The 19,886-nt window shown below is 66.8% G+C and carries 21 protein-coding genes and 1 tRNA gene; 13 read left to right on the top strand and 9 right to left on the bottom strand.

Features of this window, described 5'->3' with window-relative positions:
- Positions 1 to 100: 100 nt before the first annotated feature.
- The 11 genes from G4D77_RS10320 to G4D77_RS10270 all read left to right on the top strand — a co-directional run bounded on the left by G4D77_RS10320 (position 101) and on the right by G4D77_RS10270 (position 5,467).
- Positions 101 to 442: a hypothetical protein gene (locus G4D77_RS10320; protein WP_154835472.1), complete on the top strand. Its 342-nt coding sequence runs from the start codon at positions 101 to 103 to the stop codon at positions 440 to 442.
- A gap of 85 nt (positions 443 to 527) precedes the next feature.
- Entirely contained in the window at positions 528 to 899 is a 372-nt protein-coding gene (locus G4D77_RS10315; RefSeq protein ID WP_154835470.1) for a hypothetical protein, read from the top strand.
- 58 nt (positions 900 to 957) lie between these two features.
- Complete coding sequence (locus G4D77_RS10310; RefSeq protein WP_154835468.1) at positions 958 to 1,350, top strand: hypothetical protein; 393 nt, start codon at positions 958 to 960, stop codon at positions 1,348 to 1,350.
- Positions 1,350 to 1,655 carry a hypothetical protein gene (locus G4D77_RS10305; protein WP_154835466.1) on the top strand — a complete coding sequence of 102 codons (306 nt, stop codon included), beginning with the start codon at positions 1,350 to 1,352 and terminating at the stop codon, positions 1,653 to 1,655. The genes G4D77_RS10310 and G4D77_RS10305 overlap by 1 nt, the downstream gene beginning before the upstream one ends.
- A complete protein-coding gene (locus G4D77_RS10300) occupies positions 1,645 to 2,166 on the top strand; it encodes a glycoside hydrolase family 108 protein (RefSeq protein WP_154835464.1) in 522 nt (173 codons plus the stop codon). The genes G4D77_RS10305 and G4D77_RS10300 overlap by 11 nt, the downstream gene beginning before the upstream one ends.
- Positions 2,166 to 2,549: a hypothetical protein gene (locus tag G4D77_RS10295; RefSeq protein ID WP_154835462.1), complete on the top strand. Its 384-nt coding sequence runs from the start codon at positions 2,166 to 2,168 to the stop codon at positions 2,547 to 2,549. The genes G4D77_RS10300 and G4D77_RS10295 overlap by 1 nt, the downstream gene beginning before the upstream one ends.
- Complete coding sequence (locus G4D77_RS10290; RefSeq protein WP_154835460.1) at positions 2,546 to 2,821, top strand: hypothetical protein; 276 nt, start codon at positions 2,546 to 2,548, stop codon at positions 2,819 to 2,821. Before G4D77_RS10295 ends, G4D77_RS10290 begins: the two co-directional genes overlap by 4 nt.
- A gap of 714 nt (positions 2,822 to 3,535) precedes the next feature.
- A complete protein-coding gene (locus tag G4D77_RS10285; protein ID WP_154835458.1) occupies positions 3,536 to 3,805 on the top strand; it encodes an H-NS histone family protein in 270 nt (89 codons plus the stop codon).
- 791 nt (positions 3,806 to 4,596) lie between these two features.
- The gene (locus tag G4D77_RS10280; RefSeq protein WP_154835456.1) at positions 4,597 to 4,875 is read left to right on the top strand and encodes a hypothetical protein; all 279 of its coding nucleotides are present in this window, start codon (positions 4,597 to 4,599) and stop codon (positions 4,873 to 4,875) included.
- Positions 4,872 to 5,150 (top strand): hypothetical protein, encoded by a 279-nt coding sequence (locus G4D77_RS10275; RefSeq protein ID WP_154835454.1) that lies wholly within the window; start codon positions 4,872 to 4,874, stop codon positions 5,148 to 5,150. Before G4D77_RS10280 ends, G4D77_RS10275 begins: the two co-directional genes overlap by 4 nt.
- Positions 5,151 to 5,191: 41 nt before the next feature.
- Positions 5,192 to 5,467 carry a hypothetical protein gene (locus tag G4D77_RS10270; RefSeq protein ID WP_154835452.1) on the top strand — a complete coding sequence of 92 codons (276 nt, stop codon included), beginning with the start codon at positions 5,192 to 5,194 and terminating at the stop codon, positions 5,465 to 5,467.
- 74 nt (positions 5,468 to 5,541) lie between these two features.
- On the opposite strand, the gene G4D77_RS10265 is transcribed toward G4D77_RS10270, so the two are convergent.
- The 6 genes from G4D77_RS10265 to G4D77_RS10240 form a co-directional block, all read right to left on the bottom strand.
- Positions 5,542 to 5,616, bottom strand: a tRNA-Arg gene (locus tag G4D77_RS10265).
- A gap of 77 nt (positions 5,617 to 5,693) precedes the next feature.
- Positions 5,694 to 10,013 (bottom strand): translocation/assembly module TamB domain-containing protein, encoded by a 4,320-nt coding sequence (locus G4D77_RS10260; RefSeq protein ID WP_154835451.1) that lies wholly within the window; start codon positions 10,011 to 10,013, stop codon positions 5,694 to 5,696.
- 2 nt (positions 10,014 to 10,015) lie between these two features.
- Positions 10,016 to 11,938, bottom strand: coding sequence for an autotransporter assembly complex protein TamA (locus tag G4D77_RS10255; protein WP_410172287.1), 1,923 nt, complete (start codon positions 11,936 to 11,938; stop codon positions 10,016 to 10,018).
- Between the two features lie 4 nt (positions 11,939 to 11,942).
- Positions 11,943 to 13,130, bottom strand: a complete 1,188-nt coding sequence (locus tag G4D77_RS10250; protein ID WP_016453729.1) for a vWA domain-containing protein — start codon at positions 13,128 to 13,130, stop codon at positions 11,943 to 11,945.
- 31 nt (positions 13,131 to 13,161) lie between these two features.
- Positions 13,162 to 13,896: a GNAT family N-acetyltransferase gene (locus G4D77_RS10245; protein WP_016453730.1), complete on the bottom strand. Its 735-nt coding sequence runs from the start codon at positions 13,894 to 13,896 to the stop codon at positions 13,162 to 13,164.
- A gap of 8 nt (positions 13,897 to 13,904) precedes the next feature.
- Positions 13,905 to 14,759, bottom strand: coding sequence for an AAA family ATPase (locus G4D77_RS10240; RefSeq protein WP_016453731.1), 855 nt, complete (start codon positions 14,757 to 14,759; stop codon positions 13,905 to 13,907).
- A 116-nt stretch (positions 14,760 to 14,875) separates the two neighbouring features.
- Between G4D77_RS10240 and G4D77_RS10235 the strand changes: the two genes are divergently transcribed.
- Positions 14,876 to 15,550: a c-type cytochrome gene (locus G4D77_RS10235; protein WP_016450129.1), complete on the top strand. Its 675-nt coding sequence runs from the start codon at positions 14,876 to 14,878 to the stop codon at positions 15,548 to 15,550.
- Between the two features lie 75 nt (positions 15,551 to 15,625).
- Here G4D77_RS10235 and G4D77_RS10230 read toward each other — a convergent pair whose 3' ends face one another.
- Positions 15,626 to 16,084: a DUF1841 family protein gene (locus G4D77_RS10230; RefSeq protein WP_016453732.1), complete on the bottom strand. Its 459-nt coding sequence runs from the start codon at positions 16,082 to 16,084 to the stop codon at positions 15,626 to 15,628.
- A gap of 77 nt (positions 16,085 to 16,161) precedes the next feature.
- Positions 16,162 to 16,761 (bottom strand): short chain dehydrogenase, encoded by a 600-nt coding sequence (locus G4D77_RS10225; protein ID WP_034347952.1) that lies wholly within the window; start codon positions 16,759 to 16,761, stop codon positions 16,162 to 16,164.
- A 106-nt stretch (positions 16,762 to 16,867) separates the two neighbouring features.
- On the opposite strand from G4D77_RS10225, the gene G4D77_RS10220 reads away from it, so the two are divergent.
- Positions 16,868 to 17,758: a LysR family transcriptional regulator gene (locus G4D77_RS10220; RefSeq protein ID WP_154835449.1), complete on the top strand. Its 891-nt coding sequence runs from the start codon at positions 16,868 to 16,870 to the stop codon at positions 17,756 to 17,758.
- Positions 17,759 to 17,768: 10 nt separating this feature from the next.
- Here G4D77_RS10220 and kefC read toward each other — a convergent pair whose 3' ends face one another.
- Entirely contained in the window at positions 17,769 to 19,652 is a 1,884-nt protein-coding gene (gene kefC / locus G4D77_RS10215; RefSeq protein WP_154835447.1) for a glutathione-regulated potassium-efflux system protein KefC, read from the bottom strand.
- Positions 19,653 to 19,886: the final 234 nt, after the last annotated feature.

Raw genomic sequence — 19,886 nt, 5'->3', positions numbered from 1 at the left:
GGCAATACGTTTATCGTGTTCCCCGATCTATATATGCAGGCCGATGGCGGCAGCTCAACAGCCGGAGGCGGAGCGTTTGGCGGTGAGATAAATATCACGGGTGGTGCGTCTGGAAACACTGCTGGCTCTGGCGGTGGTGCAGTCGGGATCTATGGCGTTGGATACGCTAGCACAGCCACAGGCGGCGGCGGTGGTGCTGGAACTGGGGGGCAGAACGCTGGGGTTGATGGCGGAACTGCTTTGCTTAATCGGAATGGCAGCTCCGGATATGCAGGAGGTCGCATATTGCTGCCTGTCGGGCGAGGCGGAAACCAGACATATCCCGATGGAGAGGCAGGCGGTGGCGGTCGCGGCGGAATTGGCGTCAATGGCGGGAATGGCGGTATTTTCGCGGGAGGCGGTGGTGCTGGCACGGGGTTTAATGGTGGATCAGGCGGCTTAGGCGGCGGCGGTGGCGGTAGCTTGAATGCCGCTGGCGGCGCAGGCGGAAATGGCTGCGTGATTATTGAGTTTTACCGGAGCTAAAAATGGAACGCATTGAGATTTTGAAAGAGGATGGCTCCGTGGAAAACACAGTGATCGGGACTCAGGAATGGGCTGAGGAAACATTCCCGGGCCGCTGGCGTCTCGCAGAGCCAGTGCCCGAGCCTGAGATTGTGGTCGTGCGCCACATCAGTGTTGGCGCGTTCTACGACCGCTTCGGTGCTGCCAAATGGTCGATCCTGTCCGATGAGTCGCCGCAAGTGCGTGCCGTTGTGCGCGACGCGAGCGTGCGCAAGTACATCGATCTCGATAACGCTGACTTGCCTGCAGGGCTGGCCATCCTGCAAGCCGCAGGACACGACATCGACCCGGCCGCGATCATCGACGTGCCGATCCAGCCGCACGAGCTGCCCTGAGCCGCGCCATCCCAACACCAACCCGCTTCGGCGGGTTTTCTTTTGCCCAGGGAGGGCTATGAATCAACTGGAACCTACGAATGTGGCCATCGCGCTGGCCTCGGTGCTGTTTGGCCCGGCCTTGGCCGCCCTGGTGGGGCCGTATGCCGTGATCCTGATCGCGTCCACCGTGGGCGCGGCCTGGGCGCTGGGTCGGCGCGACCCGAGCGCGCGCCTGGGCGCTGCCGGCTATTTCCTGCGGCTGAACGTGACCGCGCTGCTCGTGACCGTGGGGCTGGCCACGCTGGCAGGCCGATGGCTCGGCTTCGATGAAACCAACTGGATGCTGGCCCCCATCGCGCTGCTGGTGGGCGGCGTGGGCGACGACTGGCCCCGGCTTGGCCGCTGGCTCTTCGAGCGCGCGGCCCGGGTCCTGGAGCGCAAGGCCGGGGGCGGCGAGGGAGGTGCGTGATGACGTGGCAATCCCATCAACTGCTGGCCATGGCCAATCTGGTGATCTGCGCCGGCATCGGCTGGGCGTGCATCTGCCGCCTGAACTCGCACGTGGCCCGCATCCACAAGCTGGCCCGCGCCCGGTATGTCCTGCTGCTGGCTGGCGCCGTGGCCTCGGGCCTGCAACCGACGCTGTGGAACACATGGACCACTGTGGGCGACACCATTTTTTCGGCTTGCGTGCTGGCAGGCCTGCTTATCAACGTGGCTCGCTGGCACGGCGCTGGCCACCCCATGCGGAGGCAAGAGGACCATGAACTTTGACCAGGCATTCGACAGGCTGATCGGGCACGAAGGGAAGTTCACAGCCAACCCCGCCGATGACGGCAATTGGACCGGAGGCCGACAAGGCCGCGGCGAGCTCAAGGGCACCAAGTACGGCATTTCGGCCGCCGCGTACCCACATCTCGACATCAAGGGTCTGACGCTGGAGCAGGCCAAGGCGATCTATCTGGAGGACTTCTGGGACGTGATTGGCCGCGCGCATCCGGCGATCAAGTTCCAGATGTTCGATGCGACAGTCAACCATGGCCGGGGCAACGCCGTGCGGATCCTGCAGCGGGCCGTGATGGTGGCGGATGACGGCATATGGGGGCCGCGTTCGCAGGCCGCCCTGGACAGCATGCAGAAGCTGCGCGGGCACAACGATGTGCTGCTGCGCTTCCTGGGCTTCCGGCTGAAGTTCTGGGCCAGCTTGGCGAAGTTCGACCAGTTCGGCCGTGGCTGGACGAACCGGGGCGCTGAGAACCTGCTGTTCGCTGCGGAGGACAACTGATGATCAGCGAAAAGCTTCTGCCGGCCCTTGTGGCCGTGCTGGTGGCCAGCGCTGCAGGCAATGCCCTGCTGGGTTGGGCCTGGCTGTCCGCCCGGGACGATGCGGCCACGGCCGCCGCTGAGCTGTCGAGCATGACGGGCCAGCGCAACGGCGCCCTGCAGGCGGCCCAGGCCTGTAGCGATGCCACCGAGGCCCTGGGCGCCTTGGCCACGCAGCGTGCTGCCGAGGCGGCGCCGGCCCGTGCTGCTGCCGCTGGCCAGGCCGCCGCGCTCAACGCCCGCGCCGACTACACCCTGGCCACCGCGCCGGCCGCGCCCGGCGACAGCTGCGCGAGCCTGCAGACCCTGGGCAGCGACTGGCTCAAGGGGAGGGCCAAGCCATGATGCGCACGCTGATGCTGCTGGGCACGCTGGCCCTGGCCGGCTGCGGATCCGTGCCGCGTGTCGAGATCCAGGAGGTCAAGGTGCCTGTGCCCGTGGAGTGCCGCGAGCCGGTGCCGGACAGGCCTGCCATGCCCACGGAAGCCCTGGCCGACGATGCCGACCCCTTCGAATTGCTGCGCGCCGCCCTGGCCGAGATCGACCGCCGCGAAGGCTACGAAGTGCGGCTGCTGGCCGCCTTGCTGACCTGCACGGTGCCGCTGACGCCGCGCTGATGCCGGACGTTGGCCCAAGCTATCCCATTGACGCGCGAGCGTAGAGCATTTCGATCGCCGCTCATCGCTGGCGGCGCTCCTGATATTCCAGCGTCTCTTCGAGGGGCGGGAATCCAGGTGTACGCTCACGGCCTGGCTGTTATCGTCTTCTCCATACCTCTCCCTGTCTCTGTCTCTCCACGGATGCTCCAGTGGGAAGCTTCCCAACTTGGTTTGGGAAGGTGTGGCGTTTCCGAAATGTCGCCTTGGGGACGGAGCCCTAGAGATTTTTACTGATGCACCGACACAGTGCACAGTTCAAAGTGGGTTCATGCTTTTGTGTATTTGGTCGCTGTGCCCGCTCTGTCAAGAGCGGTCCAGAGCATATCTGCTGGATGGCGGCTCTCAGCGTCACTATTTCTGCCCCTCTTGCGGCGAGTTTGAGATAACGAGGGCTGCGCTGTCGGCCATCTGGCGTGGGGCCGCGTCTGTGCGTGAGCAACTTTTGAACAAAATGAGAGCAGTGCAGTGCAATCGCCTAGCCGTTATTAGGCTGGCGGACGAGAGCGTTTTTTTCGAGCGCTTGGAGGTGGCTGTCAAAAAGCGCCGCGTCTGAAGAAGTGCTAGATCAGTGCAGAGAACCCATTACTGGGCGCACGCGCATGGTGAAGGCGTAAAGACTTCTGGTCAGTACTGGTCCCACGTATCGGGGGCGCGGTCTTAGTGAGGTGCCAAATGCCAAAAAAGTACAAAGCTCTTCTCAAACTGAAGGTTGCCTTGGATGCTGCGATCAACGTGCTTGATGCCGGAAAGCCGCAGGCCATCCAAGCGGCTCGTAAGCTTGTACGTGATTACCACTTGGAGAGCGGCGACTTGTTTGCCGCCGACCAGTTGCGGCAAAACACCGCACGCTACCGCAACCCCAAGACTGGCGAGACATGGTCAGGCCGAGGGCGTCCGCCTCGCTGGATTGAGGGACGTGACCGCAAGCCGTTTGAGGCTTGAGCGCGAGAAGGCGACCTCAAATGCGCTCGCCAGCACTCCAGCTGTCTCTGGTGCATTGGGGAGCGTCGGGCGTGATCGGCAGAGATGCTTCTTCGGTGGACGATGCCATTCCAATAGTTCGGTGAGCACTAAATGAGGCTTGCGGACGCTTGGAAATAAGCCATATGGCGGCGATGATGATCAGCGTCCCCAATAGCAAAATACCCAACGTGACATACGGACTCCATGAAGATTCCGTGTTTGGGCCGTAAGGGTCGTCTTCCAAATAGTCATCCTGCATAGGGAGGTGCCGCCTTGGCTATCGGTGACCAAGGCTTCTGTCGCCCTGCCTGCTGACTGTAGGGTTGCGTCATAGTTGCCGCCGCTCACATTGGGGAAGTTGACGGATGCTACGCCTGATTCCCACACCCAGCAATATGTAGCTTCTCCCAGCCTGTGAGGCCGTACAGGCGGCAAGCGAGATGCCTACTGGTCAAGCTCATCCCCTACACATTCCATCGTCTATCTGCCACACGACGAAGATGCGCTCAAGAGCAACGTTTCTTCAACGCTTCGCCCTCTGTCCAAGGTGGTCAACGCTTCGCCCATCGGCACTGTGCTCCACAGCGCCTCGAAGTCCTCAATGACTCGCACTTTCCAAGTCAGCCTGTTGCCTGAATCGCGAATGATGCGGCTGACCTGCTACGCATGGCTTTACCCCTACAGAAGAATCTTTCTATCGAGAATCAATTATCGAACGAAGCTGCTTGCCTAGCCCTGTGCTTGTGCGCATAGACCCTTTACGATGAGTCATGAGCTTCGATCAGATCGCAATTGCCCTACTGGGCGCCCTGGCGGCCTGGCTCTCCCAGGCCCGGGGCGAGGGCTCGCGCAAGTGGGCGCCGGTGTTCGGCATGCTCGGCCAGCCATTCTGGTTCTACGCCAGCTGGCAGGCCGAGCAGTGGGGCATCTTCGCCGTATCGATCATCTATGCCTGCGCCTGGGCTCGGGGGCTGTGGGTCTACTGGATCTCGCCACGCCGCGACCAGGGCACGGGATCTATCCAGCTGGTGCCAGGCCGCAAGCCATGATCTACACGCTCCACATCGACAAGGAGGAGCCGGGGCTGTACGCAGTGCGAGTCCTGGACGGACGCGCCGAGATTTCGGAGTTCCAGACCGCAACCATTTCGGGGGCGATACGAGACTGCGCGGTGGCCACGGTCCCAGGCCTGGACGGCTTCCACATCTGGTACGGCCATGTCTCTATCGGCACCACTTCGATAGACGCCATGCGCCACGATGCCGAGACGCTGGCGCAGCGGCTTGTTAGTCTGCATTCGCAGTTCGGAGGCCGCCCCTCCTGATGACTTCATAGAATGCTCGTCATCTATTGGAGGAGCTGAAGGTGAAGAAGCTGAAAAGTCTGATGTGGGTGGCTGCGTTTGCGTGCGCACTATTGGCAGTGCTGGCGTTGAGCAAGCCGTCCCTTGAGAAAACAGCAGATGATCTGCACAAGGAGTCGGCCGAGCGCGTTGAAGCCAACACCAAGCATTGCGAGGCCCGCGGAAAGATCTATGTTCGTGAAAGCGTCTGGGATCGAGGGGAGTGCATGACGCCAGAAGAGGCTTCGGCGGCTCTCATCAGGATGAAAAAAGACCTCGATAACCAGGGGCTCAAATAGCCCGTCCATGTCCCACTTATGTCCCAGGCACCCACTTAATGCGCGGTAAGTGGTTGTCGCGATTGGGAAAGTGATGGTCCCTCCGACAGGAATCGAACCTGTATCTGGCGCTTAGGAGGCGCCCGTTCTATCCATTGAACTACGGAGAGGAGCAAACGGCGATTGTAAACCCATGGCGGGTCCGCCCCGCGCAGCGCCGGCAGGGCGGCTGCGCAGGGGTGGAGCGTCAGTCCTTGCGCACGGTGTAGATCAGGTCCAGCGCGCTGGTTTCCCCGGTCTGGCCGCGCAGGGTGAGGCGGCGCGAGAGGTCGTAGAAGATGTACAGCGTGCCCATGGCGCCCGAGAGGCTTTGCTCGTAGGTGACATAGAGGTCGCTGGACAGGCGCTTGCCCAGGGTGAGGGCCGCGCCGGTGGAGCCCTCGCCGCCCGGGCCCTTGAAGCCGATCTCGTCCAGGCCCAGGTTGCTGGCGATCTTGCCGCTGTTGTTGCGCCCGCCGCTGAGCAGGGACAGCGCGGCCTGCTGGAGCAGGGCGCTTTCGGCGCCGCCCGTGGCGGGGTCGCGGCCCATGACCACCCAGGAGAGCTTTTCGGCATCGGGCATTTCGGGGTCGGAGTACAGGCGCACGCGCGGGGCGTTGGCCGTGCCCTGCACCTGCACGCCTGCGCGCACGGCGATGTTCGGGCGCAGCGCCAGGATGTCCAGCGAGGGGTTGGCGTAGGGGCCGTTGAAGCGGATGAGGCCGGTCTCCACGTCCAGCGACTGGCCCCAGGCGCGGTAGCGGCCCTGCACGGTGCGGATCTCGCCGGTAATGCGCGGCGGGCCGCCCGCCACGGTGGGGCCCTGCACTTCCAGCGCGCCTTCCAGGCGTGTGGTGATGCCGTAGCCCTGCAGCGCGAAGTCGCGGCCCAGGTCGAGCTTGACGAGGATGTCGGGCAGCTTGATGGTTTCGGCACGGGCCTGGGCCTTGCGGTCGGCCTGCTGCTGCTTGCGCGCCGCTTCCTGCTCGGCCTTGCGCGAGGCGGCCGAGTGCACGACCACGTCGGAGTCCAGCGATGGGGCGGATTCCTCGGGCAGGATGATGGTGGCGCGGTCGGTGGTGAGGTCGCCGCGCAGCGTGAACTGCCCTTGCTCCAGCCTGGCCTGCAGGCCGCCCGAGACGCTGACCTGGCGGTCTGCACGCACCAGCACCTGCAGCCTGGTGGCCTGGGCGCGCAGGTCCATGCTCAGGCCGGAGTTGCTGCCATCGGCGTTGGGCGGGTCCCAGCGCACGAAGCCCGAGCCCGTGAGTTCGCCGCCTTCGCGCGGTGCCGTGGTGAGGTTGCCGCTGTAGCCCAGGATGCGCGCATTGCTGCCGCGCCCGCCCTGCATGCGCAGCTCGGTCAGGTCCAGGCGGTTGCCTTGCAGGCGCGCGCGCAGCACGCCGTTTTGCAGGTCGATGCCGTCCAGCGCGGACAGGATGCTCAGGCCGTCGGCCGAGAGATTGCCCTGCCACTGCGGGTTCTGGCGGTCGCCGCTGATCTCGGCCTTGGCCTGCAGCGAGCCGGTGACGCGCCAGCCGGGCGGGGCGAACAGCGCCCAGATGCCGATGTCGGGCATGCGGGCGTCGATCTGGCCGGACAGAGGGGCCTTCTCGGGCCAGGTCCAGGTGCCGTCCTGCTGGGCCAGGCGCGTGCCCAGCTGCGCGGTCAGGGTGCCGGCGCGTTCGCTGTCCCAGTCGAGCTTGGCCTGCACGTCGTCGCCCTGGGCGCGCACGCTCAGGCGGGCCTGCTTGATGTGGGCGCGCATGCCGGCGCCGCGCACGGTACGGGTGCGCACTTCGCCGGGCTTGCTGGAGCGCGGCCCCGTGGTGTGGATGACGGTGGTGCCCGAGCCGTCTTCCACGGCCAGGCGCAGGTCGCCGGCTGCACGCTCGACCAGCAGTTCGGCCTTGAGCGCGGGGCCCGTCGTGTCGATGTCCCAGCGGGCGTTGAAGCTCAGGTCGCCGCTCAGGCCCATGGCGGCCAGCGGGGGCTCCTCGGCCATGGACAGGGCATCGACCCAGGCCAGCGGCAATGCCTGGGCGCGGCCTGTGCTGCGCAGGGCCCAGCGGCCGTCGCCGCCCTGGCTGGCGCGGGTGTCGTCCCAGGCCAGCAGCACGGGCTGGGGCGCTTGGGCATTGGTGCGGCGCTGGGGCAGGGTGGGCGGCGTGACCTGCAGGCTGCCGGCCGATGCCGTGAAGGCGGTGGACAGCACGGTGCGGCCCGTGGTGCGCTGGGCGATCCGTACGGGCTGGTTGCCTGCCAGTTGCAGCTGCCATGGGCCGGGCAGGTCCTGGCCCGGACTCAGCCGGGCCTGCAGCTTGTCGATGCTGGCCTGCCAGTCCAGGGGCGCGGCACCGCGCGCCGTGGCAAGGCCTGCCTGCAGGGCCGTGTCGATCTGCGCGGTCTGCGTGCCGCGCTTCGCCTGGCCGGCCAGGGTGAGGCTGGCCTGCTCGGGCGAGCCCTTGAGGGCCAGGCGCAGCTCGGGCAGCTCCAGCGCCTGCTCGGGCGGCGTGTTGGCGGGCAGGTAGCGCAGCTTGGCGGCCTGCAGGTCGGCCTGCAGCTGCAGGCCGCTGGCGGGCAGGGGGTCGCCCACGGCGGCCTTCATGCGCTTTTGCAGTGCGCCCCATCCGCCGCGCCAGCTGGCGTCCAGCTGGGCCTGGCCTTCGATCAGGGCGCCGGCCAGCGGGTCCTTCATGCCGGGCAGCTTGCGCAGCCACTGTGTGAGGGCGGTGAGTGACGACAGCTTGAGCTGGCTGCTGCCCTGGCCTGCGGCAGGGCTGATGTGGCCGTCCAGCGAGAGTTCGGCGCCGGGCAGCTGGGCCTTCAGCACGGTCTGCAGCTTTTGCTGTTCGGTGTCGAACTGCAGGCTGCGGCTGCGCACCGAGGCCTGCAGCGCATCAAGCTGCAGGTTCTCCAGCGACAGCACGGGCTGGGCCCAGCGGCCTTTGGTGGCGAGTTTTTCTATGCGCAGGGGCTGGCGCTTGGCGCCTGCGGGCGCTGCTGCGGCCTGGATGTCCACGCTGAAGTCCACCTGCTGCTCGGCCGTGGTGCTGGCGCGCAGCTCGCCCTGCAGCGGCGCTGCTTCCAGGAGGCTGTAGAGCGCGGCGGGGTCCAGGCGCTGGACCTTGGCCTGGCCTTCGAAGACCTTGGTGCCGGGCTCGAAGCGGCCCTGGGCGTCGATGCTGCCCGAGCCTATGGCGATCTGCGCCTGCTCCAGCAGCCACTGCTGGCCGTCATAGCGCACTGCGGCCTCGATCTGGTCCAGCGGCAGGCGCTGGCGGTCCCAGGGGCCGGGCATGGCGTTGTTCAGGCGTGTCGTCAGCTGCCAGGCGGTGGTGGCGATGGCCGAGCCTGGTGCCTGGTCCGATGGCTGTTCCGTGGCGGGTGCCTGGGCTGTATCAGCTGCCTTGCCATCCGGCCCGGCCTGCAATTCGCCGCTGATGCGGGTGCGCGGTCCCTGGGGCCAGAAGGCGGCGATGTCGATCTGGCTGAGCTGGGCGCGCGCGGTCTGCAGCGGCTGGGGCTGCCAGGGCCGGATGCTGGCCTCGATGTCCGCATGCATGGGTTCGGACACGGGGGCGGCTTCCTTGCGCTCCCTGGCCTTGCCGTTCTTGCCATCGGCCCTGGCGGATTTCTGTACGGCGGAAGGGGCAGGCGTTTCCTCGGGCACCGTCCCGGGCTTGGCATCAACCTGGAGCTTGATGCCCAGTTGCGCAGCGGCGGTGGCCAGGGTGCCGTCGATCCGGGCCTTTGCCTGCACGGCCAGCGGTGCAGGTTTGGGGGCCTTGGCCGTGGAGGCCTCGTCGTCCGAAGCCAGGGCAGGCGCCTGCAGGTCGCCCTGCAGCTCGGCCTGGATGGCCATGGGCGCGCGGGCCTGCAGGCGCAGCCTGGCCTGGTAGCTGCCATCGGCCCATTGCAGGTCGCGCACGTCCAGCTGGTGCTCGCTACCGTCGTAGGCGTAGTGGCCTTGCAGGCCCAGTACTTCGGCCTGGGGCGGGCCTTGCCAGACGATGCGCTCCACATGGAAGGGCACGTCGATCTTCACGGGCAGCACGAGCTGCTGCAGCGGCTCGACGGGTTTCTTGTCCTCGGGGTCGGGCGTGCTGGCAATGTTCAGCTCGGCGATGCGCACTTCGCCCAGGCGCACGGTGCGCGACAGCAGGGGACGCAATTGCCAGCCGATGGTGGCGTCGCGCAGCTCCACCTTCATGGTGGGGCTTTGCCATTGCAGCCAGCCGATGCGCCCGCCCTGGCGCAGGGTGCCGGTGACTTCCTTGGCCTGCAGGCTCTGGCCTGCGGGCAGCCAGCCGGCCACGCGCTGCAGGGTGTAGGCCAGCGAATCGGCACGGCCGCTCCACCACCAGGCGGAACCCAGCAGGGCGGCCAGCAGCAGGACCAGGACCAGGAAGAACCAGAGCAGGTAGCGCAGCCAGCGGCGGCGGGGCGCAGGCGACGGAGGGGACGCCTGGGGGCTTTGGTCTGGCGCGGCGGAGGAGGCAGGGGTATTCAAGCGGGAATCCACCATGGTCAGAAGTTGAAGCCCAGGCGCAGGTGCAGGCGCAGCTGCTTTTCCTGGGCGCCCCAGGCGATGTCGGCCTGCACGGGGCCCACGGGGCTGCGCCAGCGCAGGCCGGTGCCCACGCCCACGCGCATGTACATGGAGTCGGGCGCATCGCCCACGGTGCCGGCGTCCAGGAAGACGGCGTGCTCCCAGTCCTGCGTGTTGCCCTTGATGACGATGGGCCGCTGCCACTCGATGCTGCCCACGGCCATGTAGCGCCCGCCGATGACCTTGCCGCTGTCGGTGCGCGCACCGATGCTCTGGTACCCGTAGCCGCGCACGGTGTTGTCGCCGCCGGTGATGAACAGCTGGGTGACGGGCAGGTCGGCATCCTTGCGGGCCAGCAAGGCACCGCCGGAGGCGCGCAGCGCCAGGCGGCTGCGGCGCTTGGTCTCGGGATCGACCTCGCCGATGGGAATCAGGCTGAGCCAGCGGCCCGAGACACGGCCGAACGGCGTGCGCTGGGGCGTGAGCGTGGTGCCCGCGCCGACTTCCCAGGCAAAGCCGAAGCCCGAGGAGGGCGCCAGCGTGCTGTCGAAGTAGCGCCCGGTCCAGCCGTAGTTGGCCGTGACCGACGAGCTGGAGGGCGGCGCGCCCTCGCCCTGGGTCTTGGCGTAGTCGTACTGCAGGTAGTAGTTGCGGTCGATGTGGTCTTCGGACTTGGTGCGGCCGGCGCGCAGCTGCAGGCTGTTGACATCGAAGTCGCCCGAGGGCGCGCGCTCGGCCTTGGCCGTGGTGAACCAGCGCCACAGGGTTTCATCGGGCAGGGCGGTCCACTGCGTGGAGATCAGCGGGTTCTTGCGGTCGAAGCGCATGCGCGTGACGGCGCGCCAGCCCAGCCAGGGCAGGCGGTTGTGGATGTGGTCCACGCTCAGGCGCGGGCCGGTGTCGGTGCTCATGCCCACGCCGAAGACCCATTTCTGCATCTGGGCCTCGCGCACCTGGGCGATGACGGGCGTGGTGACCTGGGCGCCCTTGCGCTTGATGGCTTCCTCGTCCTCGGCGGCGCTGTCTCCCTGCTGGGGCACGTTGGCCAGCGTGAGGAAGACGGAGTCGTAGTAGCCGCTGCTGGCCAGGCGCAGCTGGGCATCGACCAGGGCGGTCTGGTCGTATTCCTCGCCCTCGGGCAGGCGTGCGATGCGGGCCGTCCCCACGGGGTCGTAGCGCTGGGCGCCTTCGATGCGCAGCGGGCCGAAGGTGTAGGCCGGGCCGGGCGCATAGGCCACGCTGACGTCGGCCTCGTGCGTGTCGGCGTCGATGTCGGCCAGGCTGGAGTCGATGCGCGCCAGCGGGTAGCGGCGCGACTGCAGCGTGCGCAGGCCCTGGCTCTTGGCCTGGCTCCAGCTGGCCTGGCTGAAGCGCTGGCCGGGCTGCAGCGGCCATTGGCTTTCGATGGTGGCGCGCTGCGAGGCGCCTTCGGGATCATCGGCATTGACGCCCGCAAAACGCACCTGGCTGCGCGCAATGGTGGCGGGCTCGCCAGGGTCCACCTTGACGGTGACCTGCAGCGGGGCCTCGTCGGATTCGGGCGTTTCCTTGATCTCCACCGTGACCGTGGGGCTGAAGTAGCCCAGCGTGCCGATCAGGTCGCGCACGTTGGCGTCGGTGGCGCCCAGCAGCCGCGTCAACTCGCGCCGCTGCAGGTCGCTCTGGTAGCGGTAGCGGCGCAGTTCGAGGTGCTTTTCCAGCAGCTCGCGCACTTCCTTGGGCGCATCGACGACAAGGGAGAAGGCCGGGTCGCCGGTCGCTGCAATCAGCGACGGGTCCGTGTCCTTGTCATCATTCTTGGACGGCAGGAGGCTGCAGCCGCCGAGCATCAGGGCTGCACTCAACAGAAACAAAAACGCCGGCCCTCGGGCCGGCGCTGTCGCGGGGGGGAGCTTGGGCATCGGCCTATTTTGACAGCAGGCGCATGGCGTCTTCCAGACCTTTGAGTGTCAAAGGGTACATGCGGTTGCCCGTGAGCTGCTGGATGATGCTGATGCTCTGGCGGTACTGCCAGACGCCGGGCGGCTCGGGGTTGATCCAGGCAAAGCGCGGGAAGGCATGCGTCAGGCGCTGCAGCCATTCGGCGCCGGGCTCCTCGTTCATGTACTCCACGCTGCCGCCGGGCTGCAGGATCTCGTAGGGGCTCATGGTGGCGTCGCCCACGAAGATCAGCTTGTAGTCCTTGTTGTACTTGCGGATGATGTCCCAGGTCGGAAACTTCTCGGCGAAGCGGCGGCGGTTGTTCTTCCACATGAAGTCGTAGACGCAGTTGTGGAAGTAGTAGAACTCCAGGTGCTTGAACTCGCTCTTGACGGCGGAGAACAGCTCCTCCACGCGCTGCACGTGCTCGTCCATGGTGCCGCCCACGTCCATGAGCAGCAGCACCTTCACGTTGTTGTGGCGCTCCGGGATCATCTTGATGTCCAGGTAGCCCGCGTTGGCGGCCGTGCTGCGGATGGTGTCGGGCAGGTCCAGCTCCAGGTCGCTGCCTTCGCGTGCGAACTTGCGCAGCCGGCGCAGCGCCACCTTGATGTTGCGCGTGCCCAGCTCCTGCGTGTCGTCGTAGTCGCGGTAGGCACGCTGCTCCCAGACCTTGACGGCGCTCTTATTGCGGCCCGGCCCGCCGATGCGCACGCCGGCCGGGTTGTAGCCGCCGTGGCCGAAGGGGCTGGTGCCGCCCGTACCTATCCACTTGTTGCCGCCTTCGTGGCGCTCCTTTTGCTCCTCCAGGCGCTTCTTGAGCGTGTCCATCAGCTCGTCCCAGCCCATGGCTTCGATGGCGGCCTTCTGCTCGGGCGAGAGTTCGCGCTCCAGCAGCTTCTTCAGCCAGTCCTGGGGAATCTCGCGCGTGAGGTCGGCCACCATCTCCACGCCCTTGAAGTAGGCGGCGAAGGCGCGGTCGTACTTGTCGTAGTGCTTCTCGTCCTTGACCAGCACGGTGCGGCCCAGGTGGTAGAAGTCGTCCAGGCTCCAGGCGTCCTCGCTCCTGGGGCCGACCACGCCGGCCTGCAGCGCCTCCAGCAGGGTCAGGAACTCCTTGACCGAGACGGGCAGCTTGGCCGCGCGCATGGTGTAGAAGAAGTCGATCAGCATGGCATCTCCCGGGGGCCTTGCGTACGCGCCCTCATGTGCGCGCCACGGCGGTGCTGCCGTCCGAATGGCGCTGCAACTGGTCCAGCAACTGGGCGCGCGACTCGGGCCATTCGCCGCTGCGCAGGCTGTACATCACGGTGTCGCGGATGGTGCCGTCGCGGCGCAGCGCGTGGCCGCGGATCACGCCGTCCTTCCTGGCACCCAGGCGCTCGATGGCGCGCTGGCTGGCGAAGTTGAAGCAGTCCGTGCGCCAGCCCACCACATGGCAGGCCAGCGTGTCGAAGGCATGGCCCATGAGCATGAGCTTGGCCGAGGTGTTGACATGGGTGCGCTGCACGCTGCGCGCGTACCAGGTGTAGCCGATCTCCACGCGGCGCACCTCGGGCAGGATGTCGTGGTAGCTGCTGGTGCCCAGCACGCGGCCGCTGTCGTCGTCGAGCACGGCAAACGCGAAGCGCTTGCCCTGGCTGCGCTGCTCCAGCGCGGCCTCGATATAGGCGCGCACGTCGTCGGGCTCGGGCGCGGAGGTCACGCGGATGCGCCACAGCTGGCCGTCCTGCACGGCCTCGCGCAGGCCCGCTTCATGGCTGAGCGCCAGGGGCTCGAGCCGCACGCCGTTGAAGCGCATGACCACGGGCTGCACGAAGCCCTGGTGCGCCACGGCGCCAGCCACGGGGATGGTGGTGACCTGGCCGGTGATGGCCGGCACGCGCGATTCTGCGCCGGCGTGGTCGGGGCCTTCGGTGTCGGGCTTGGAATCCGGCATGGCTGGCCTCAGCGGTTGCGCTGGTTCATGAAGACCAGCTTCTCGAACAGGCTCACGTCCTGCTCGTTCTTGAGCAGGGCGCCCACCAGCGGCGGCACGGCGACCTTGCCCTCGGCGGTCTGCAGCGATTCCACGGGAATGTCCTCGGCCACCAGCAGCTTGAGCCAGTCGATCAACTCGCTGGTGGAGGGCTTCTTCTTGAGGCCGGGCAGGTTGCGCACGTCGTAGAACACCTTCATCGCGGCGGCCAGCAGCTCGCCCTGCAGCTTGGGGAAGTGCACGGCCACGATCTGGCGCATGGTGTCGGCGTCGGGGAACTTGATGTAGTGGAAGAAGCAGCGGCGCAGGAAGGCGTCGGGCAGCTCCTTTTCGTTGTTGGAGGTGATGAACACCAGCGGCCGGTGCTTGGCGCGGATCATCTCGCGCGTCTCGTAGCAGTAGAACTCCATGCGGTCGATCTCGCGCAGCAGGTCGTTCGGGAATTCGATGTCGGCCTTGTCGATCTCGTCGATCAGCAGGGCCACGGGCCGGTCTGCCGTGAAGGCCTGCCACAGCACGCCCTTGACGATGTAGTTGTGGATGTCCTTGACGCGCTCGCCGCCGTCGATGTCGGACAGTTGCGAGTCGCGCAGGCGGCTGACGGCGTCGTATTCATACAGGCCCTGCTGGGCCTTGGTGGTGGACTTGATGTGCCACTGCAGCAGCGGCATGTCCAGCGCGGCGGCCACTTCCTCGGCCAGCATGGTCTTGCCCGTGCCGGGCTCTCCCTTGACCAGCAGCGGGCGCTGCAAGGTGGCTGCGGCATTCACCGCGAGCATCAAATCCTGGGTGGCGACGTAGTTCTCGGAACCTTGAAATTTCATGGGCGGTATCAGCGTAAGTATTGATGGGGACGCTTGACGGTGACTGCCATAATCGTTCGCGCTACCCGCTCAGCAGTAGGCATCCGTCAGAACTCTTGAAGGATTGTGCGCGCAAAATGATAAAAACTTTGACCACGGTATTGGCGCTGGCTGTCGCATCTGTGACCTCTGTGGCACAGGCCCAGCAAAGCAAAGGTGACGCAAAGGCAGGGGAGGGGAAGATCGCCATGTGCATTGGCTGCCATGGCATCCAGGGCTACCAGGCCAGCTTCCCCGAGGTGTACAAGGTCCCCAAGATTTCCGGCCAGGGCGCACCCTACATCGTGGCCGCGCTGCAGGCCTACCAGAAGGGCGAACGCAAGCATCCCACCATGCGCGGCATTGCCGATCCGCTGACCGAGCAGGACATGGCCGACGTGGCGGCCTACTACGCCGAGCATGGCGTGGCCAAGGCCGCCGACGCCAAGGTCCGCGAGCCCAGCACCCAGGTCGCCGCGCTGCTGCAAAAGGGCGCCTGCGTATCCTGCCACGGCCAGGGCTTTTCCAAACCCATCGATCCCAGCTACCCCAAGGTGGCCGGCCAGTATGCGGACTATCTGTACTCCGCCCTCAAGTCCTACAAGACCGAAGGCAACCCCCATATCGGCCGCAGCAACGGCGTGATGGCCGGCATTGCCAAGCAGTTCACCAACAGCGAACTCAAGGCGCTGGCCAACTACATCGGCAGCCTCGATGGCGAGCTGCAGACCCTGCCGCAGCCCCATTTCCGCCTGGGCCACAAATCGCAGTGAATCGCGCGCAGCCCCATACCCCATAGCAAAAGCCCGCAATCGCGGGCTTTGTCTTGAGGGTGATGCACAGAGGCGCTATGCGCCGCCCGTGGCCTTGGCACCGTCACTCGTGGCGCGGCGCTGGACTGCGGCGATATAGGCTTCGCCATCGGGCGGGCGGCCCGAACGCTGGCTTTCCCAGAGCATCTGCCCCAGGCATTCCATGGTGGCGTGGTGGGCGTCGTGCAGCGAGTCCAGGCGGCGGCTGAGCAGCTCCACGGCCTGGCGTATGCCGCGCGGCTGGTCGATGCTGCACTGCTCGCTGATGGACAGATGCATGGACAGATGCAAAAACGGATTGGTCACGCCGGGCGTGGCGTCGTAGTCGCGCAGCAGGGCGGCGTCCACGTCGGCAAGGTCATCGAAATACTCGGGATGCTCGGCGATCCAGAGGCTGGCCAGCGTCTCTATGGCCTCCATCGGCGCGCCGCTCAGCATCTTGGTGCGCACGCCGCAGAAAAAGCGCCGCACATCGGCTTGGGTGGGGTTGAACATGGTGGCGCGCAGCGTAGCACGCGGCCCTTTTGGGCGGGCACGCAAGGACTTTGCCGAGGGCCCGCCGCAAGAAGAGGTCAGAGCACCTCGAAGACCCTGCCGGTCTGGGCGCCTTCCACGCTGCGCTGGTAGGCCAGGGCCACGCGGGCGGCGGGCACGGTCTCGAAGCCGGGGAAGACCGAGCCATAGGCATCGGCCGATTCGGTCAGCAGGGTGGGGCTCACGGCGTTGATGCGCAGGCCGCGCTGCAGTTCGACCGCGGCGCCGGTGACGAAGCCGTGGAGGGCGGCATTCACTGTCGATGCATTGGCGCCGTGGCGGATGGGCTCGGTGGCGGCGACGCCGCTGGTCAGCGTGATGGAGCCGCCGTCGCGCAGCCAGCGCTGGCCCAGCAGGGCGAGCCGCACCTGGCCCAGCAGCTTGTCCTGCAGGCCGGAGTTGAACTGCTCGGCCGTCATCTCGGACAGCGGGCCGAAGTGCAGCTTTCCGGCCGTGCTGACGATGGCGTCCACCTGACCGGCGGCTTCGAACATTTTCTGCAGCGTCTCGGGCTGCGTGAAGTCGGCGCGCAGATCGCCGCTGTTGCGGCCCACGGTGACGATGTCATGGCGCGGGGCCAGCAGGGCGTGTACGGCGCGGCCGATGGTGCCGGAGGCACCGATGAGAAGGATCTTCATGCGGTTTTCTTTCTGAGGGGGTGAACAGGCCTCCAGTGTTTTGCAAATCATGGATGGCATAAAGTAGCTGGATCTTTTTGTACTCCTAAGCATTGGTTGGTAATCCATGGACAAGCTGCGCAATATGGAGGTCTTCATGGCCGTGGTCGAGGACGGCAGCTTTGCCCAGGCCGCGCGGCGCCTGGACATCTCGGCCGTGATGGTGGGCAAGCATGTGCAGCAACTGGAAGCCCATCTGGGCGCGCGCCTGCTGCAGCGCACCACGCGGCGCCACAGCCTGACCGAGGTGGGGCGCAGCTTCTACGAGGACAGCCGCCAGGTCTTCGAGCAGTTGCGCTGGGCCGAGTCGGCCGTGGAGCGCAGCCGCAGTGCGCCCCAGGGCCTGCTGCGCATCAGCGCGCCCACCACGCTGGGCAACCATGTGATCGCACCGCTGGTGGCCGACTACCAGCTGGCCCATCCGCTGGTGCGCGTGGACCTGCAGTTGAGCGACAGCATGGTCGACCTGGTGGGCGAGAACATCGACGTGGCCGTGCGCATCGGCCCCGTGGGCGGCGAAGGCCTGGTGGCGCGGCCGCTGCAGCCCTATCGCATGGTGATCGCGGCGGCGCCTTCTTACCTGCGGCGGCGCGGTCATCCGCGTGGCGTGGGCGATCTGGCGCGCCATGACTGCCTGAGCTACGCGGTCTGGCAGCGCCGATCGGAATGGATTCTGCGCGGCGACGGCTCGGGTTCGGTGCAGTGGCCCGAAGACGCCCGCCTGCGCTGCAACAGCGGCGACGGGCTGCGCCATGCGGCGCTGCGCGGCCTGGGCCTGATCCTGCAGCCCGAGGTGCTGCTGGCCGCCGACATGGCCGCGGGCCGGCTGGTGCCCGTGCTGCAGGACTGCGTGCCACTGCCGCGCCCGGTGCACCTGGTCTATCTGCCGGACCGCCGCCAGCTGCCCAAGCTGGCGCAGTTCGTGGACCACATGGTGCAGGCGCTGGGCGCGTCCTGAGGCCCGGTTTTCAGGGGGCGGGCGGGGGCGGGGCTTCCTGCGGCGCCTGCTCCTTCTCCTGCTGCGCCTGGGCCTCCTGCCGCTCCTTGGCCATCTGCTCGACCAGTTGCTGGCGGCCCTGCTTGGCCACGGCAATGAGCTGGGCCTGGTCCTTGTGGTGGGGGTACATGCGCTCGATCAGCTGCAGGTTGTGCTCCCGAAAGCGCGCGGTGGTGCGCCGGGCCTCGGCAGGGCTGTGGCCAGCGAGCTCCAGCACGGTGCGTGCCGAGACCAGGCTGGACTCGAAGACTTCGCGCTCGACATGGTGCACGCCCAGGTCGCGCAACTGGTACCAGTGGGCCATGTCGCGCGCGCGGGCCACGATCTCCAGGTGCGGAAAGCGCTTGCGCACGCGGGCGGCGATCTTCAGCGATTGCTCGGAAGAGTCCACCGCGATGACCAGCACCCGCGCCTTGTCCGCGCCGGCAATGCGCAGCAGGTCCATGCGGGTGGCATCGCCGAAGAACACGCGGTAGCCGAAGGTGTGGGCCACTTCCAGCATCTCCACGCTGTGGTCGAGGATGGTGGCCGGCACGCCCTGGGTCAGCAGCACGCGCGCCACGATCTGGCCGTAGCGGCCAAAGCCCGCAATGATGACCTGCGCGTCCTGCGGCTCCGATATTTCATGGGGCCTGGCAGCCTGGCCCGCGCCGTCGACCTGGCAATCCTTCATGTCGGCAAAGCGCTTGAGCAGCAGCTTGTCCATCAGCACCAGCACCAGCGGGCCGATCAGCATGGACAGGGCCACGGCGGCCACCAGCATGGACGAGATGCTGTGGTGGAACACCTTGTACTGCGCCGCCGTCTGGAACACCACGAAGGCGAACTCGCCGCCCTGGGCCAGCAGCAGGGTGAACACCGGGCGCTCGCGCCAGGGCAGCTTCAGCACGCGGGCCAGGGTGTAGAGCACGGCGCCCTTGAGCGCCAGAAAGCCCAGCACCATGGCCGCCATGGCCCAGGGCGCGCGCAGCAGCACGCCGAAATCGATGCTCATGCCCACGGCCATGAAGAACAGGCCCAGCAGCAGGCCCTTGAAGGGCTCGATGTTGGTCTCCAGCTCGCTGCGGTACTCGCTGTCTGCCAGCAGCACGCCGGCCAGGAAGGCTCCCAGCGCCATGGACAGGCCCACCTGCACCATCAGCATGGCAATGCCCACCACCAGCAGCAGCGAGGTGGCCGTGAAGATCTCGGGCGTGCGGCTGCGGGCGATCCAGCGCAGCAGGGGGCGCAGCAGCAGGCGGCCGCCCACCACCACGGCGGCGATGGTGCCCACGGTCTTGAGCACCTGCAGCCACAGGTGGCTGTCTGTGTGCGTGGCATTGGCGGCCTTGACCGCGCCCAGGATGGGGATCAGCGCCAGGATGGGAATGGCGGCCACGTCCTGGAACAGCAGGATGGAAAAGCTGGCCTGGCCGCTGGGCGTGCGCATGAGGTTGCGCTCGGCCATGACCTGCAGGCAGATGGCCGTGGACGACAGGGCCAGGCCCATGCCCGCGATCAGGCTCACGCGCCAGGAAAAGCCGAAGGCCCAGGCCGCCAGGAACAGCACGCCCGTGCAGGCCAGCATCTGCGCGAGCCCCCATCCCAGGATGGGCCGGCGCAGCTCCCACAGGCGGCTGGGCTGCAGCTCCAGCCCGATCACGAAGAGCATCAGCACCACGCCGAACTCGGCAAAATGAAGAATGTCATCCACATTGCTGACAAGCGACAGTCCCCAGGGGCCCATGGCAATGCCGGCACCCAGGTAGCCAATGATGGCGCCCAGGCCCAGGGCACGCGCAATGGGCACGGCCAGCACGGCGGCGGTGAGATAGAGAAAGCCGTAGGTCAGCCAGATGGGGGCGCTGTGTTCCATGGAAGCTAGGGATCTTGGAGTTGGTGTTTACCCTGGGGTGATTGATTGTGTCACTCTCACAGCTGGGTCAGCTTTTTGACAGGGTTGAAAATGCCCCCCACGCTCCCTTTGCTGCGCTAGGTCCGCTGCCCCTGGCCGGGCGCCCCCCGAGGGGGCCGTTTTCATCTTGGGGCGGCCCGGCGATGAAAAATGCCACCGAATGCTTCACCGCCCCATCCGGCTTTGCCGCGGCAG

The organism is Delftia sp. WY8 (assembly GCF_018437695.1).
Lineage (GTDB): Bacteria > Pseudomonadota > Gammaproteobacteria > Burkholderiales > Burkholderiaceae_C > Comamonas > Comamonas tsuruhatensis.
The sequence above is the reverse complement of the archived record's forward strand: the minus strand, read 5'-3'. Positions and strand labels throughout refer to the sequence as shown.

Excerpts from the sequence above, each read along its gene's own strand:
- G4D77_RS10315 (WP_154835470.1), top strand. The coding sequence starts at position 528 with ATGGAACGCATTGAGATTTTGAAAGAGGATGGCTCCGTGGAAAACACA.
- G4D77_RS10310 (WP_154835468.1), top strand. The coding sequence starts at position 958 with ATGAATCAACTGGAACCTACGAATGTGGCCATCGCGCTGGCCTCGGTG.
- G4D77_RS10305 (WP_154835466.1), top strand. The coding sequence starts at position 1,350 with ATGACGTGGCAATCCCATCAACTGCTGGCCATGGCCAATCTGGTGATC.
- G4D77_RS10300 (WP_154835464.1), top strand. The coding sequence starts at position 1,645 with ATGAACTTTGACCAGGCATTCGACAGGCTGATCGGGCACGAAGGGAAG.
- G4D77_RS10295 (WP_154835462.1), top strand. The coding sequence starts at position 2,166 with ATGATCAGCGAAAAGCTTCTGCCGGCCCTTGTGGCCGTGCTGGTGGCC.
- G4D77_RS10290 (WP_154835460.1), top strand. The coding sequence starts at position 2,546 with ATGATGCGCACGCTGATGCTGCTGGGCACGCTGGCCCTGGCCGGCTGC.
- G4D77_RS10285 (WP_154835458.1), top strand. The coding sequence starts at position 3,536 with ATGCCAAAAAAGTACAAAGCTCTTCTCAAACTGAAGGTTGCCTTGGAT.
- G4D77_RS10280 (WP_154835456.1), top strand. The coding sequence starts at position 4,597 with ATGAGCTTCGATCAGATCGCAATTGCCCTACTGGGCGCCCTGGCGGCC.
- G4D77_RS10275 (WP_154835454.1), top strand. The coding sequence starts at position 4,872 with ATGATCTACACGCTCCACATCGACAAGGAGGAGCCGGGGCTGTACGCA.
- G4D77_RS10260 (WP_154835451.1), bottom strand. The coding sequence starts at position 10,013 with ATGGTGGATTCCCGCTTGAATACCCCTGCCTCCTCCGCCGCGCCAGAC.
- G4D77_RS10255 (WP_410172287.1), bottom strand. The coding sequence starts at position 11,938 with ATGCCCAAGCTCCCCCCCGCGACAGCGCCGGCCCGAGGGCCGGCGTTT.
- G4D77_RS10250 (WP_016453729.1), bottom strand. The coding sequence starts at position 13,130 with ATGCTGATCGACTTCTTCTACACCATGCGCGCGGCCAAGCTGCCCGTC.
- G4D77_RS10245 (WP_016453730.1), bottom strand. The coding sequence starts at position 13,896 with ATGCCGGATTCCAAGCCCGACACCGAAGGCCCCGACCACGCCGGCGCA.
- G4D77_RS10240 (WP_016453731.1), bottom strand. The coding sequence starts at position 14,759 with ATGAAATTTCAAGGTTCCGAGAACTACGTCGCCACCCAGGATTTGATG.
- G4D77_RS10235 (WP_016450129.1), top strand. The coding sequence starts at position 14,876 with ATGATAAAAACTTTGACCACGGTATTGGCGCTGGCTGTCGCATCTGTG.
- G4D77_RS10230 (WP_016453732.1), bottom strand. The coding sequence starts at position 16,084 with ATGTTCAACCCCACCCAAGCCGATGTGCGGCGCTTTTTCTGCGGCGTG.
- G4D77_RS10225 (WP_034347952.1), bottom strand. The coding sequence starts at position 16,761 with ATGAAGATCCTTCTCATCGGTGCCTCCGGCACCATCGGCCGCGCCGTA.
- G4D77_RS10220 (WP_154835449.1), top strand. The coding sequence starts at position 16,868 with ATGGACAAGCTGCGCAATATGGAGGTCTTCATGGCCGTGGTCGAGGAC.
- kefC (WP_154835447.1), bottom strand. The coding sequence starts at position 19,652 with ATGGAACACAGCGCCCCCATCTGGCTGACCTACGGCTTTCTCTATCTC.